The organism is Roseomonas fluvialis, assembly GCF_022846615.1.
In the GTDB taxonomy this organism is placed as follows: Bacteria; Pseudomonadota; Alphaproteobacteria; order Acetobacterales; family Acetobacteraceae; genus Neoroseomonas; species Neoroseomonas fluvialis.
In genome coordinates this window covers 944,541-958,538 of the sequence record NZ_AP025637.1, presented here as the reverse complement: position 1 = coordinate 958,538, position 13,998 = coordinate 944,541, and the positions used below count along the sequence as shown (strand labels likewise).

Genomic DNA, 13,998 nt, shown 5'->3' with positions numbered 1-13,998 from the left:
AACCCTATCGGGCATGAGCGGTAAGATTGAAACGGCCTTCGCGCCACCGATCGGCACGGTCGGCGGAGCAGCGATGTTCGACCACGGCGCCTGGGATGCGTTGCTGGCCACGCATGTGTCGATCCCTGCCATCGGACCGACCCGGGTCGCCTATGGCGCCTTTCCCGCGGCCGATCGCGGCGTACTTGCCGACTACCTGGCACGCCTGCAACGGCAGGGTATCGCGGGGCTTGGCTGGGCCGAGCAGTTCGCCTTCTGGATCAACCTGTACAACGCGCAGACCGTGGCCGTTGTTCTCGATCACTACCCGGTGGCCTCCATTCGCGACATTGCGCTGGGCGGGAGCCTGCGTGCCGTGGTTTCGGGCGGCCCCTGGCAGGCGAAGCTGATGACGGTCACCGGCGTACGGCTGTCACTCGACGACATCGAGCACGCGATCCTGCGCCGGATGTACCGCGACCCGCGGCTGCACTACGCGATCAACTGTGCCTCGCTCGGCTGCCCGAGCCTGCGTCGATCGGCCTTCACGGGTGCCAATCTCGAAGCGCAGCTCCAGGCCTCGGCGCGGGAGTTCATCAATAGCCCGCACGGCGTGCGGTTCGACGCCGACCGGCTCGTCCTCTCCGGCATCTTCGACTGGTACCGCAAGGATTTCGGCGGCACCGATCGAGCGGTGATCGAGCATTTGGCGAGCCATGCCGAAGCACCGCTTCGCGAACGGCTCCTCGGCGCGGACTGCGCGGCCGGCCACCAGTACGACTGGGCGCTGAACGACGTCCTGTGATGTTCCCGCGTAACCTCGTCCCCCTCCGCAGCGAAGGGCCCGAGACCTTCAAGGAGCGACCATGCGCCGCCGCCCCCTGCTCGCGACCCTTGCTGCCGCGCTGGCGCACCCCACGCTCGCGCAGCCGGCGGCGGCGCGCACGCTGCGCTTCATCCCGATCGCCGACCTGGGGCCGATCGACCCGATCGTCACCACCACCTACATCACGCGCAACCATGCCTATCTCGTGTGGGACACGCTCTACGGGCTGGATGCTCGGTACCGGCCGCAGCCGCAGATGGCCGCCGGCCATACCGTGGAACAGGACGGCCGGCTGGTGCGCATCACCTTGCGTCCGGACCTGGTCTTCCACGACGGCACGCAGGTGCGCGCACGCGACGCCGTGGCCAGCATCCGCCGCTGGAGCACGCGCGACGGACTCGGCCAGACCCTCTTGGCCGAGACGGACGCGCTCTCCGCACCCGACGACGCGACCATCCAGTTCCGGCTGAAGCGACCTTTCCCGCTGTTGTTCGATGCGCTGGCCAAGACGTCGCCGCCGGTCTGCTTCATCATGCCCGAGCGCCTGGCGCAGACGGATCCTGCGGTCCCGGTTCGCGAGGCGATCGGCAGCGGCCCCTACCGTTTCCTGGCCGACGAACGAGTCTCCGGCGCGCGCGTCGCCTATGCCCGGTTCGATGGCTACCGCCCGCGCGAGGATGGCACGCCGAGCGGCACGGCCGGCCCCAAGCGCGCCTGGTTCGATCGGGTGGAATGGAGCGTCATTCCCGATGCCTCGACAGCTGCGGCCGCGTTGCAGAACAACGAGGCGGATTGGTGGGAATTCCCCACGCCGGATCTTCTGCCGCTGCTGCGCCGCCGGCCCGAGCTCGCGATTGAGAACCCGGATCCCGCGGGCTTTCTGGGCGTCCTGCGGTTCAACCAGCTGCACGCGCCGTTCAATGACCCGGCGATGCGTCGCGCGCTGCTGCCGGCGGTGGGCCAGCCCGACTTCATGCAGGCCGTGGCGGGAACGGCGCCGGGGGCATGGACTGAGGGCGTGGGCTTCTTCCCGCCCGGTTCGCCGTCGGCGAGCGATGCCGGCATGGCGGCGTTGTTGGGGCCCCGCGATCCGCGCGCCGCGCGTGCGGCTTTGGCCGGGGTGCCGGTGACGGTCATCGGCCCGACCGATTATCCGAATGTGCAGGCGCTGACCGAGGTCGGCGCCGATCTGCTGCGGCGGGCTGGCGCGCGGGTGGACTACGCGCCCTCCGACTGGGCGACGGTGGTGCAGCGCCGTGCGAATCGCGGCGCACCCGCGCAGGGCGGCTGGAACATGCTGTTCACCTTCTTCTCGGGCGTCGATTTCCTGAACCCCGCCGTGCATCTGATGCTGCGCGGGAATGGCGCAGCCGCTTGGCCCGGCTGGCCGACGGCGCCGCGCGTGGAAGCACTGCGTGCCGCGTGGATGCAGGCCGAGACGGCAGCTCAGCCGCAGCTTGCCCGCGAGGCCCAGGAGGCCGCCTTCGAGGAGCTTCCCTATATCCCGCTCGGGCAGTTCTTCCAGCCGACGGCATTTCGGCGCGAGTTGAGCGGCATGCTGCAGGGGCCAACGGTGTTCTGGAACATCCAGCGTCGCGGCGGGTGATGGGCGGGGGCTGCGGTTTCGGTGCGGGTCGCGTTAGCAGTGCGATCGAGAGCGTCGCCGGCAACAGACGACGTTAGAGGCGCGATGCTCCGTCGTCTCTGCTCCGGGCCGGTCAAAAGGATTGCCCCGGACAGCACACGGAAACCGACGCTCAGCAGGGCGTTCGGTCAGGCGGAGAGCACGGCTCGTATGGGAACTGGCGGACAGGGAGGGATTCGAACCCTCGATACGCTTTTGACGTATACGCACTTTCCAGGCGCGCGCCTTCGACCGCTCGGCCACCTGTCCGGAGGGCGCGGAACATAGTCAGGGCCCGGCCGCCGCGCAACCCGCGGCCAGGCCCCAGCACTCATCAATCCGCGAACTGACCAGCCGCCTGGATCAGCGGCCGCCACTTCGCGATGTCCGCCTGCCAGAATTCGCGATGCGCCTGCGGGGTCGCGCGCGCCACCGGCACCGGCGCGGTGCCCAGGTCGGCGAAGCGACGCGCGATTCCCTCATCCTGCAGCGCCTTCACAAGCGCCTGGTTCAGCCGTGCGACGATCGGCGCCGGCGTGGCGCGTGGCGCGTACAGCCCGTGCCACACGCTCACCTCGAAGCCCGGCAGGCCCGCCTGCGCGGCGGTCGGCAGGTCCGGCAGCGCGCCGATCCGCTCAGGTGTCGTCACCGCGAAGGCACGCACCGTGCCGGCGCGGATCTGCTCGGTCGTGTTCGTGGTCTGGTCGCACATCAGGTCGACCGTGCCGGCCACGATGTCGTTCATCGCCGGGCCCGTGCCGCGGTAGGGCACGGTGGTCATGCGCGTATCCACGGCCTTCATCAGAAGCAGCCCGCACAGGTGGCTGGCGGCGCCGATCCCGGCATTGGCGTAGTTCAGCGCCTCGCCCCGCTGGCGGATCAGCGCCACAAGCTCGGCCAAGTTGGTCGCCTCGATGTTGCGGCGCGCGATCAGCGTCATCGGCACCTCAGTCACGAGGCCGATCGTCTCGAAGCCGTTGATGGCGTCATAGGCAAGGCGGCGATACAGCGTCGGGATGGTCGCCATGCCGATGTGGTGCAGCAGCACGGTGTGCCCGTCCGGGCGCGCATTCGCCACGCGCTGCGCGCCCAACGTGCCGCCGGCGCCGCCGACGTTCTCGACCACCACGGGCTGGCCCAGGTCGGTGCTCATCGCCTGCGCGATCAGGCGTCCCACGGTATCCGTCGGCCCCCCGGCGGCGAAGGGAATGACCATGCTCACCGGCCGCGACGGGAAATTCGCCTGGGCCAGGGCGGGTGCCGCGAGCGTCGCGGTCGAGGCCGCGCTCGCGGCCATGAAGATACGGCGGGTGATGAGCGACATTGACGTTCCTCCGAGGCGGCCGCGAAACCGTGGGCCGGCGCAGCGCGCACATCAGGGTCGAACCACCGAAAGTCAATCCCCCGGCGGCGTGCGCCTCGACTGCGCCCGCCAGCCGGTTGTCCTGTCACGCCGTCATGCACGCGAAGTCGCGGCGGGTTCAGGCATCCATCTTCAGCGCCGCAATGAAGGCGCTCTGCGGAATTTCGACCTTGCCGAACTGCCGCATGCGCTTCTTGCCTTCCTTCTGCTTCTCCAGAAGCTTGCGCTTGCGCGAGATGTCGCCGCCATAGCACTTGGCGGTCACATCCTTCGACAGGGCGGAAATGGTCTCGCGCGCAATCACCCGCCCGCCGATCGCCGCCTGGATCGGGATCTTGAACAGCTGGCGCGGGATCAGGTCCTTCAGCTTCTCGCAGATCTGCCGCCCGCGGCGTTCGGCCTGCGCGCGATGCGCCATGAAGGACAGCGCATCCACCGGCTCGGCATTCACCAGGATCGAGATGCGGACCAGGTCGCCTTCCTCGTACCCATCCATCTGGTAGTCGAAACTGGCATAGCCGCGCGACACCGACTTCAGCCGATCGTAGAAGTCGAACACCACCTCGTTCAACGGCAGCCGGTACACCAGCATCGCGCGCGCGCCGACATAGGTCAGCTCCACCTGTTGCCCGCGACGGTCGTTACACAGCGTCAGCACCGGGCCGAGGTAGTCGTCCGGCAGCATGATGGTCGCCTTGATCCACGGTTCCTCGATGTGGTCGATCACGGAGCCATCGGGGAAGTCGGCCGGGTTGTGCAGTTCGAAGCTCTCGCCATTCGTCTTGTGGATCTTGTAGACAACCGACGGCGCCGTCGCGATCAGGTCGAGGTCGAATTCCCGCGATAGCCGCTCCTGGATGATCTCCAGGTGCAGCAGCCCCAGGAACCCGCAGCGGAAGCCGAAACCCAGCGCGGCCGAGGTCTCGGTCTCGAAGTGGAAGGACGCATCGTTCAGCCGCAGCTTGCCGAGCGATTCGCGCAGCTTCTCGAAGTCGTCGGCATCGACCGGGAACAGCCCGCACCACACCACGGGAATCGACGGCTTGAAGCCGGGCAGCGCCTCGGTCGCCGGGTTGCGGTCGTCGGTGATCGTGTCACCCACATTGGTATCCGCCACAGTCTTGATGGCGGCGGTCAGGTAGCCCATCTCGCCGGGCCCGAGGCTGTCGGTCGGCGTGAGCTTCGGCGCGAACACGCCGACCTGTTCGATGGTGTGCACCGACCCCGACGACATCATGCGGATGCGCTGGCCCTTGCGCAGGTGACCGTCCTTCACCCGCACCAGGATGATCACACCCAGGTAAGCGTCGTACCAGCTATCCACCAGCAGCGCCGTGGTCGTGGCATTCGCATCGCCGGTCGGCGGCGGCAGGCGCGTGACGATCGCCTCCAGCACGCCCTCGATGTTGAGGCCCGTCTTGGCGCTGATCTCGACCGCGTCGGAGGTGTCGAGCCCGATCACATCCTCGATCTGCTGCTTCACCCGCGCGGGCTCGGCCGCCGGCAGGTCGATCTTGTTCAGCACGGGCACGATCTCATGCCCCGCATCGATCGCCTGGTACACATTCGCCAGTGTCTGCGCCTCGACCCCCTGGGAGGCATCGACCACCAGCAGCGACCCCTCGCAGGCCGCGAGCGAGCGGCTCACCTCATACGCGAAGTCCACGTGCCCCGGCGTGTCCATCAGGTTCAGGATATAGACCTTGCCGTCCTTCGCCGGGTAGGTGAGGCGCACGGTCTGCGCCTTGATGGTGATGCCGCGCTCGCGCTCGATCTCCATGTTGTCGAGCACCTGTTCCTTCATCTCGCGGGCGGTCAACGCCCCGGTCTGCTGGATCAGGCGGTCGGCGAGCGTCGATTTCCCATGGTCGATATGGGCGATGATCGAGAAATTGCGGATGCGGTCGAGCGGGGTGTCGGTCATGGGAATCCGGAGACGGGACGATGGCAGGGGCAGGCCCCGTGGTCTGCCCCGGGACATAGGGCAGACCGGGCGCATGTCAAAGCATCTTGGCGCCCTGGCGCTGGTCCTGGCGCTGCTGGGCTGCACCGACATGGAGCGCGCCATCAACCCCCCGCTGGCCGCGGGCGCCCGCAACGCCGGCTATGGGCTGGAGGACGTCAATGCCGCCGGCGGCCGGTCCGACCTGCTGATCTTCGTCGCCTTCTCGGGCGGCGGGAAACGCTCGGCCGCCTTCGGGCACGGCGCGTTGCGCGGCATGCGGGGCGTGCCGATCACCCGGGGCGGCGTCTCCTCGACCCTGCTGGAGGAGGTCGACCAGGTCGCCGGCGTCTCCGGCGGCAGTTTCACCGCGACGCATTACGCCCTGTACGGCGCCCGATCCTTCGACACCTTCCCGAACGAATTCCTGTATCGCGACATCGCCGCCTATGTCTGGGGGACCTACCTGCTGCCCTGGCAATGGGGTTGGCTGGTGGACCCGGCGGTCGGCACCAATGACCGCATGGCGGAGGTCTATGACGCCCTGATGTTCCGCGGCGCCACCTTCCGCGACCTGCAGGCGCGCAGCCGCCCGCGCCTGTCGATCAACGCCACCGACCTCGCGACCGGATCGCCATTCCCCTTCCTGCCGCATGCCTTCGACGTGATCTGTTCGGACCTGTCGCGGTTCTCGCTGGCGCGGGCGGTGGCGGCCTCGAACGGGTTTCCGCTGCTGTTCACGCCGATCACGCTCGCCAACCATCGCGGGCCGGATTGCGCGGCGCCGCTTCCGGGCAACCTCGCGACCATGCCGATGCTGGCCGAATACAATCGCCGCCGGGTGATCGAGGTGGTCGCCCGCATGGCCGACCGCGAACGCACGCCCTGGCTGCACCTGCTGGATGGCGGCATCTCGGACAACCTGGCACTGCGCGTGACAGTGAACTTCGCGTTGCTGGGCGGCGTCGATGAACCGCGCTTCGCCGCCGCCATGCTGCCGGTGCGCCGGATGCTCATGATAAGCGTGGACGGCCAATCCGCCACCGACCCCGCGCTGTCCCGCCAGCGCATGGCCAACGGCGTGGTGCAGATCCTTGATGCCGTCTCGGGCGGGCAGATCGACAACTACAACCTCGAGACCCTGGCGGTCACGGCGGTCGAGGTCGAGCGCATGGTGGAGCGCCAGCGCGCCAATCGCTGCGCCCATGCGCCGGTCATCGACGGCCACCGCTGCGACGATGTCGCCGGGCGCCTGGTGCATGTCTCGCTGGCCGATGTGCGGGACCCGGCGCTGCGCGACCGCCTGCGCCGCGTGCCCACCGGCCTGACCCTGCCGCGCGAGGATGTCGACGCGCTGGTCGCCGCCGGCGAGGGCGTGATCCGCGAGAGCCGGCCGCTGGCGGATTTCCTGGCCGAACCGCCGCCGGGGCGCGTGGTGGCGCGCCCTATTCGATCCGCGCCCCGCTAACCTCGACCATCTCGCGCCAGCGGGGCCGTTCGGCGGCGATGCGCGCCCGCACGGCGGCCGGCTCCTCAGGCACCAGCGGCAGCAGCCCGTTGCTGCGCAGCCGGTCCTCGAGGCCCGGATAGGTATTGGCCCTTCGGATCGTCTCGACGGTGCGAAGCGCCAGGTCGGGCGGCAGGCCCGGCGGGCCGGACAGCACGTTCCAGGATTGCAGGTCCAGGTCGGCGATGCCGAGGTCCGGGAAATCCCCCATGCCCGGCACATCCGGCAGGAAGGGCACGCGGTCGCGCGACCCGACCGCGAAGGCGCGCAGCCGCCCGGCCTGCACATGCGGCATCAGTGCCGGCATGAAGTCGAAGCACATGTCGATACTGCCGCCGAGCAGGTCGTTCAGCGCCGGCGCGCCACCGCGGTAGGGCACCACGGTGATGTCCGCTCCGCTACGCCGCGCGATCGTCGCGACCAGCAGGTGCGAGGCACCGCCGCTGCTCGCCGCGCCGTTCGTCAGGCCGTTCCCCGGCCGCTTCGCCCAGGTGATCATGGACCGGAAATCCGCCCAGCCGCGTTCGCGCGCGCGCTGGTCGGTCACCGCGCACATCACCGTGCTGGTGACCACGGAGGTGATCGGCGTGATGTCGCGATCCACGTCCAGCGGCATGCGCGCCATCATCGCCGGCAGCGAGGTGAACAGTGCGATGCTGAACAGCCCCGTCGTCAGCCCGTCGGGCGCGGCCTTGGCCACCACGTCCATGGCAATGAGGCCATTGGCGCCGCTGCGGTTCTCGATCACCACCGCCTGGCCGGAGGTGGCCTGGATCGCCTCGCCATACAGGCGCGCGATGGTGTCGGACTGGCCACCCGGCGGGTTCGGCACGATCAGGCGCATGGGACGCGCGGATTGCGCGCGCGACAGGCGTGGTGCGACCAGCAGGGGCAGGGCGGCGAGGCTGCGGCGGAGGATCATGAATCAGGTTCCCGAGAGACCGCTTGGGAGCAAGCAAGACATGCACCAGCCGGGCTGTCCATCGAGGCCCGTCGGCCTAGGATGCCATCCATCGCTCCAGCCAAGGTCCAGCCATGCCGAAACGCGCCGTCTCCTCCCCCCGCGTCTTCAAGACCACCCGCCCCTTCGCCCAGGCGACGATCGCTGGCGGTTTCATGTTCGTCTGCTTCACCGGCCGCGACCCGGAGGGGAAGTTCGCCGTCGGCGACGTGCGCCAGCAGACCCAGCAGGCGATCGACAACATCCGCATGCTGATCGAGGAAGCCGGCGGCACGCTGGACGACGTGGTGAAGTGCACCGTCTACGTGACGGACCGCGCCAATTGGGAGCCGATGAACGAGGTCTACTTCGCCAACTTCAAGGACAACCCGCCGCACCGCGTTTCCTGCATCGTGAGCGGGCTCGGTTCCCCCGAATGCCTGGTCGAGATCGACGCTACCGCCTACCTGGGTCCCGACGCCTGATCCAGCATCGGCGCCAGCCGCCACATGGCGATGGCGCCGAGCAACGGCCCGATGCCGAGCAGCGCAAACGCCGCGCCGATGCCCAGCGACCCCATCATCCAAGGCAGCACGGCGATCATCACCGCGGTCAGCAGGAAGCCCATCGAGGTCTGCACCGTCAGCATCGTGCCGACATAGTCCGGCGGCGAAAGGCTCACCACGCAGGCCGAGAACTGCGCGGAATCCGCCACCACTGAGAAGCCCCAGACGAAGGCGATGCCCAGCGCCAGCGCCGGCCAGGCTGACGCCGGCCCGATCAGCAGCGCGCAGCCGCCCGACACCACCATGCAGACAGCGGCGACCCGCGCGCGGTTCCACCGATCCGCCCAAAGCCCCGCCAATACGCAGCCCGCCGCTCCCGCCGCCACCACGCCGAACACCCATGCGCCCACATCCGGGCTGCCGAGAACGCTGGCCAGGAACACCCCTATCCAGGCCCACATGGCATAGAGTTCCCACATGTGGCCGACGTAGCCGATATTCGCGAGCCGCAGCCCGCGGTTGCGGAACGCCTCCAGCATCTGCGCCGGGCGAAACGGCGGCCGGGCGCCCAGCAGCGGCCCGGCCCGGAAGGGCAGCACCAGCAACCCACCGAGCAGCGCCAGCACCCCCGCCCCCGCATAGGCCACGCGCCAATTGACCGACCCGGTCAGCCCCGGCAACAGGTGCGGCAGCGCCGACCCCAGCGTGACCGCGCCCACCACGATGCCGATCAACAGCCCAAGATCGCCCTTCGCCCAGGACGCCGCCAGCTTCATCCCCACCGGATAGACGCCGGCCATCGCGGCCCCCGCCACGAAGCGCAACGCCAGAGCCGCCCCGCCCGCCGGTGCCACCAGCACCTGCGCCAGCGTGGCGCCGGCCGCCAGCACGGCGCAGCCCAGGAACAGCCTTCGGGCATCCAGCCGGTCCGCCAGCGACAGCGCCGCGCTGACCAGCGTGCCCGCCACGAAGCCCAACTGCACGCAGGCCGTCAGCAAGGCCGCGCGCCCGGGTGTGGCCAGCCCCTGCGCGATCAGCGATGGCACGGCCACCGTGCCGGCAAACCACACTGACAGCACCAGCACGATCGCCGCGGCCAGCAGCGCCATGTTGCGGCGCTTGCTGCCCGCGGCGGGGATCATGCCCGCAGCGTCGCGCCCGTCGCCTTCGCCACCGCGGCGACGATGCGGTCGGCCACCGCCTCGATCTGCACGTCGGTCAGCGTCGCCTCGCGCGGCTGGATCGTCACCTGGATGGCGAGCGACTTCGACCCCTCGGGCACGCCCTTGCCGCGATAGACGTCGAACAGCGCGACATCGGCGATGAGCGCCTTGTCGGCCCCGCGCGCGGCCCGCAGCAGCGCATCGGCGGCCACCGCATCCGGCACGATGAAGGCGAAGTCGCGCCGCAGCGGCTGGAAGGAGGGCAGGTCGGGCGCGCCCTTCTTGCGGCGCTTGGGTTCCGGCACGGCATCCAGGAAGACCTCGAACGCCACCGCCGGGCCGGGCAGGTCGAGTGCGGCCAGCACGCTCGGATGCACTTCCCCGAAGGTCGCCAGCACGATCTTCGGCCCCTGCCGCACAACGCCCGACCGGCCCGGGTGGTAGAAGCCCGGCGCGTCGGTTGTGACCTGCAAGGCCGCCATGGGCACACCCAGCGCGCCCAGCACTGCGAGTGCATCGCCCTTGGCGTCCATGGCGTCCAAGCCGCGCGAGGCTTCGGCCCAGTGCCGCGCCGTCGCGCCATGGCGCACACCGGCGGCAACCGCGGCCTGCCCGTCCGGCGTCACGTTGCGATACGCCGCGCCGAGCTCGTGCAGCGCCACGTCGCCAAACCCGCGCGCCGCGTTGCGCTGCGCCGCCAGCAGCAGCGAGGCGACCGGCGTCGGCCGCATCTGGTCGAGATCGGCGGCAATCGGGTTCACCAGCCGCAACGCGTCCGGGGTGGCGCCGAACAGCGCGGCGGTCTTCGCTTCCATGAAGGCGAAGGTCACGCTCTCCTGCATGCCACGCGCCGCCAGCACACGCCGCGCCAAGGCCGCCCGCGCCTGCCTGGCCGTGAAGGCCGGCGGTGGGATGACAGCCAGCGCCGGCAGCGACACCGCCGGCACGGCATCGAGGCCACCGAGGCGCAGCACTTCCTCGATCAAGTCGCATTCCGGTTCAATCGCAGCCTGGCCGTCGGCTGCCTTGGCGGCGCGCGCCGGGTCCAGCCCCTCGAACTGCGTCAGCACGCCGCCACCGGCGCGATAGGCCGACAGGTCGCCCGCCACGTCGTTGCGCCAGGACGGCACAGCAACCGTCACCGACGCCGTATCGCGCGCCTGCACGCTGAAGCCGAGGCGTTCCAGCCGCGCCACCGACTCATCCGCCGGCAGGTCCAGCCCGCCATAGTCGCGCACGCGGTCGAAGCGCAGCGTGGCATCGCGCTTCCACGCCGGTTCGGCGCCGGCCATCGACACCTCGCTCGCCTCGCCGCCGCACAACTCGATGATCATGCGCGTGGCCGCTTCCAGCGCATCGGGCAGCAGGGCGGGATCGAGGCCGCGCTCGAAGCGCGCCCGCGCATCGGTCCGCACGTCATGCCGGCGGCCGGACAGCGCGATGCGCACCGGGTCGAACAGTGCGCATTCGATGAAGCACTCGGTGGTGGTCTCGTCGCAGCCGGAGGGCTCGCCGCCGATCACGCCGCCCAGCGCCTCGGGACCGCCTTCGTCGGCGATCACGCCGTCCTCCGGCGTCAGCGCATAGGTCTTGCCGTTCAGCGCGGCCAGTTCCTCGCCGTCGCGCGCCATGCGCATGACCAGGTCGCTGCCCTTCACCTTCGCCACGTCGAAGACATGCAGCGGGCGGCCGACGTCAAAGGTGAAGTAGTTGGTGATGTCCACCAGCGTGCTGATCGGGCGCAGCCCGATCGCCACCAGCCGGTCCTGCAGCCACTTCGGCGACGGGCCGTTCTTCACGCCGCGCACGGCGCGGCCGAGCACGAACAGGCAGGCGCGCGGGTCCTCGATCTTCCAGTTCAGCGGCGACTTGTACGCCGCGGCCACGGCGGGCGCCGACCAAGGCTTCAGCGTGCCCAGCCCCGCCGCCGCCAAATCCCGCGCCACGCCGCGCACCGACAGCGCATCGCCGCGATTGGGCGTCACGCTGATCTCGATGACCGGATCATCCATGCCGGCCCAGCGCACGTAGGATTCACCGACTGGCGCATCCGCCGGCAAGTCCACGATGCCGGAGTGGTCGTCGCCCAGACCCATCTCGCGCATCGAGAGCATCATCGCTTCCGATTTCACGCCGCGGATCTCGCCGACCTTCAGCGTGATGCCGGTGCCCGGGACGAATTCGCCCGGCAGCGCGGCCACGCCGACCAGCCCGGTGCGCGCATTGGGCGCGCCGCAGACGACGGAATATTCCCGCCCATCGCCGATATCGACGCGCAGCGCGCGCAGGCGGTCGGCATTGGGGTGCTGCACCGCCTCGATGACGCGCGCGATGCGGAAAGATGCCAGCGCTGCGCCGCGATCCTCGATGCCTTCGACCTCAAGCCCGATGGCGTTCAGCGTGCGGGCGATCTCATCGGCGCCGGCTTCGGTGTCGAGGTGGTCCTTCAACCAGGACAGCGTGAACTTCATCGCCTCACACCCCCTCGTGCAGGGTCGCGGGCGCCAGCGGATCGGCGGCATAGTGCCGCAGCCAGCGGATATCGGCCTCGTAGAAGGGCCGCAGGTCGGGGATGCCGTGCTTGAGCATGGTGATGCGCTCAATCCCCATCCCGAAGGCGAAGCCCTGCCACTCGCGCGGGTCGATGCCGCAATTGGCCAAAACCTTCGGATGGACCATGCCGCTGCCCAGGATTTCCAGCCAGTCGCCGCCCTTGCCGAGCTCGCCGGTCTTGCGCGACCAGCCGATGTCGACCTCCATCGAGGGCTCGGTGAACGGGAAATACGACGACCGGAACCGCACCGGCAGGTCGGCGATGCCGAAGAAGGCGCGCAGGAAGTCGATCAGGCAGCCCTTGAGGTGACCCAGCGTGATGCCGCGGTCGATCACCAGCCCCTCGACCTGATGGAACATCGGCGAATGCGTCGCGTCGTGGTCGGCGCGATAGGTGCGGCCAGGCACGATGACGCGGATCGGCGGTTCCTGCGCGATCATGGTGCGGATCTGCACCGGCGAGGTGTGGGTCCGCAGTACGGGCCGGCGGCCATCGACTTCCGGCAGGTAGAAGGTGTCGTGATCCTGCCGCGCCGGATGGTGGTCGGGGATGTTCAGTGCGCCGAAGTTGAACCAGTCGCCCTCGATATCCGGGCCTTCCGCGACCTTGAAGCCCATGGCGCCAAACAGGGCGGTCAGTTCCTCCATGGTCCGCGCGATCGGGTGGATGCCGCCCTCGGCCGCGGTGCCGGCGGCGAAGGGGCGCGGCGGCAGGGTCACGTCCATCCGTTCGGCCGCCAGGCGGGCGTCGAGCGCCGCGGCATCGAGCACCACGCGGCGGGCGTCCAGCGCGGCCTCGATCGCGCCCTTCAGCCGGTTCAGCGCGGCGCCGCGCTCCTTGCGCTGTTCGGCGGGCACGGCGCCCAGGCCCTTGAGCAGCGCGCTCAGGCTGCCGGACTTGCCCAGCACGCCCACGCGCACGGCATCCAGCGCGCGCAGGTCGTTGGCGGCGGCAAGGGCGGCCTCGGTCTCGGCCTGCAGGGAAGCGAGGTCGTCGGTCATTGGCACCATGTCCGGAACACGCGAAGGGCCGCGCCCCGTCGCCGGGAAGCGGCCCTCTGCTAAACGCTGTGGCGACGAAGGGGAAGAGAGCCGTTCGCCGGGCTATCCGACCCTACGGCGCGCCGTTTGGCGTGCCGAGGCCGCGAATGCGGCCCGCGGCGCGTGCCGCGAAGCCAAGGCGGCCGGATGGCCGCCGCCCGGCGTCTGAGGGGCGCGCCCAACGGGCGCGCGCACCATCAAGCCAGCTTGGCCTTCGCCTGCTCGACCAGCGCCGCGAAGGCCGCCGGTTCGTCGAAGGCGAGTGCGGCCATCACCTTGCGGTCCATCTCGATCCCGGCCGCCTTGATGCCCGCCATGAAGCGGGAATAGGTCAGGCCGTGCTCGCGCACCGCCGCGTTGATGCGCTGGATCCACAGGCCGCGGAATTCGCGCTTCTTGTTGCGACGGTCGCGATAGGCGTACTGCAGCGCCTTCTCGACGCGCTCGAGCGCGGGGCGATAGGCGGTGGAAGACCGGCCGACATAGCCCTCGGCGAGCTTCAGGACCTTCTTGTGACGGGCGTGCTTGGTAACGCCGCGCTTGACACGAGCCAT

At 69.8% G+C, this 13,998-nt stretch carries 11 protein-coding genes and 1 tRNA gene; 4 read left to right on the top strand and 8 right to left on the bottom strand.

Annotated elements, in window-relative coordinates; genetic code table 11:
- Window positions 1–73 precede the first annotated feature (73 nt).
- Complete coding sequence (locus MWM08_RS04695) at window positions 74–784, top strand: DUF547 domain-containing protein (protein WP_244458315.1); 711 nt, start codon at window positions 74–76, stop codon at window positions 782–784.
- 61 nt (window positions 785–845) lie between these two features.
- Window positions 846–2,411 (top strand): ABC transporter substrate-binding protein, encoded by a 1,566-nt coding sequence (locus MWM08_RS04690; RefSeq protein WP_244458314.1) that lies wholly within the window; start codon window positions 846–848, stop codon window positions 2,409–2,411.
- Between the two features lie 197 nt (window positions 2,412–2,608).
- On the opposite strand, the gene MWM08_RS04685 is transcribed toward MWM08_RS04690, so the two are convergent.
- From MWM08_RS04685 to lepA, 3 genes are all read right to left on the bottom strand, one after another.
- Window positions 2,609–2,699: transfer RNA gene (locus MWM08_RS04685), tRNA-Ser, on the bottom strand.
- Between the two features lie 64 nt (window positions 2,700–2,763).
- Window positions 2,764–3,753 (bottom strand): tripartite tricarboxylate transporter substrate-binding protein, encoded by a 990-nt coding sequence (locus tag MWM08_RS04680; RefSeq protein WP_244458313.1) that lies wholly within the window; start codon window positions 3,751–3,753, stop codon window positions 2,764–2,766.
- Between the two features lie 157 nt (window positions 3,754–3,910).
- Window positions 3,911–5,716: a translation elongation factor 4 gene (lepA, locus tag MWM08_RS04675; RefSeq protein WP_244458312.1), complete on the bottom strand. Its 1,806-nt coding sequence runs from the start codon at window positions 5,714–5,716 to the stop codon at window positions 3,911–3,913.
- 73 nt (window positions 5,717–5,789) lie between these two features.
- Here lepA and MWM08_RS04670 point away from each other — a divergent pair, with 73 nt between their 5' ends.
- Window positions 5,790–7,202: a patatin-like phospholipase family protein gene (locus MWM08_RS04670; protein ID WP_244458311.1), complete on the top strand. Its 1,413-nt coding sequence runs from the start codon at window positions 5,790–5,792 to the stop codon at window positions 7,200–7,202.
- Here MWM08_RS04670 and MWM08_RS04665 read toward each other — a convergent pair.
- A complete protein-coding gene (locus tag MWM08_RS04665) occupies window positions 7,180–8,163 on the bottom strand; it encodes a Bug family tripartite tricarboxylate transporter substrate binding protein (RefSeq protein WP_244458310.1) in 984 nt (327 codons plus the stop codon). The genes MWM08_RS04670 and MWM08_RS04665 overlap by 23 nt on opposite strands.
- Before the next feature lie 113 nt (window positions 8,164–8,276).
- Between MWM08_RS04665 and MWM08_RS04660 the strand changes: the two genes are divergently transcribed.
- Entirely contained in the window at window positions 8,277–8,666 is a 390-nt protein-coding gene (locus MWM08_RS04660) for a RidA family protein (RefSeq protein ID WP_244458309.1), read from the top strand.
- On the opposite strand, the gene MWM08_RS04655 is transcribed toward MWM08_RS04660, so the two are convergent.
- From MWM08_RS04655 to rplT, 4 genes are all read right to left on the bottom strand, one after another.
- Window positions 8,645–9,829 carry an MFS transporter gene (locus MWM08_RS04655; protein WP_244458308.1) on the bottom strand — a complete coding sequence of 395 codons (1,185 nt, stop codon included), beginning with the start codon at window positions 9,827–9,829 and terminating at the stop codon, window positions 8,645–8,647. The two genes, MWM08_RS04660 and MWM08_RS04655, sit on opposite strands and share 22 nt — an antisense overlap.
- Entirely contained in the window at window positions 9,826–12,321 is a 2,496-nt protein-coding gene (pheT, locus tag MWM08_RS04650; protein WP_244458307.1) for a phenylalanine--tRNA ligase subunit beta, read from the bottom strand. Before pheT ends, MWM08_RS04655 begins: the two co-directional genes overlap by 4 nt.
- A 4-nt stretch (window positions 12,322–12,325) precedes the next feature.
- Window positions 12,326–13,405 (bottom strand): phenylalanine--tRNA ligase subunit alpha, encoded by a 1,080-nt coding sequence (gene pheS / locus MWM08_RS04645; protein ID WP_244458306.1) that lies wholly within the window; start codon window positions 13,403–13,405, stop codon window positions 12,326–12,328.
- 236 nt (window positions 13,406–13,641) lie between these two features.
- Complete coding sequence (gene rplT, locus MWM08_RS04640; RefSeq protein ID WP_244458305.1) at window positions 13,642–13,998, bottom strand: 50S ribosomal protein L20; 357 nt, start codon at window positions 13,996–13,998, stop codon at window positions 13,642–13,644.

Coding starts and splice junctions, on each gene's coding strand:
- pheT (WP_244458307.1), bottom strand. CDS start 12,321: ATGAAGTTCACGCTGTCCTGGTTGAAGGACCACCTCGACACCGAAGCC.
- MWM08_RS04665 (WP_244458310.1), bottom strand. CDS start 8,163: ATGATCCTCCGCCGCAGCCTCGCCGCCCTGCCCCTGCTGGTCGCACCA.
- MWM08_RS04695 (WP_244458315.1), top strand. CDS start 74: ATGTTCGACCACGGCGCCTGGGATGCGTTGCTGGCCACGCATGTGTCG.
- MWM08_RS04690 (WP_244458314.1), top strand. CDS start 846: ATGCGCCGCCGCCCCCTGCTCGCGACCCTTGCTGCCGCGCTGGCGCAC.
- MWM08_RS04655 (WP_244458308.1), bottom strand. CDS start 9,829: ATGATCCCCGCCGCGGGCAGCAAGCGCCGCAACATGGCGCTGCTGGCC.
- MWM08_RS04660 (WP_244458309.1), top strand. CDS start 8,277: ATGCCGAAACGCGCCGTCTCCTCCCCCCGCGTCTTCAAGACCACCCGC.
- rplT (WP_244458305.1), bottom strand. CDS start 13,998: ATGGCTCGTGTCAAGCGCGGCGTTACCAAGCACGCCCGTCACAAGAAG.
- pheS (WP_244458306.1), bottom strand. CDS start 13,405: ATGACCGACGACCTCGCTTCCCTGCAGGCCGAGACCGAGGCCGCCCTT.
- MWM08_RS04680 (WP_244458313.1), bottom strand. CDS start 3,753: ATGTCGCTCATCACCCGCCGTATCTTCATGGCCGCGAGCGCGGCCTCG.
- MWM08_RS04670 (WP_244458311.1), top strand. CDS start 5,790: ATGTCAAAGCATCTTGGCGCCCTGGCGCTGGTCCTGGCGCTGCTGGGC.
- lepA (WP_244458312.1), bottom strand. CDS start 5,716: ATGACCGACACCCCGCTCGACCGCATCCGCAATTTCTCGATCATCGCC.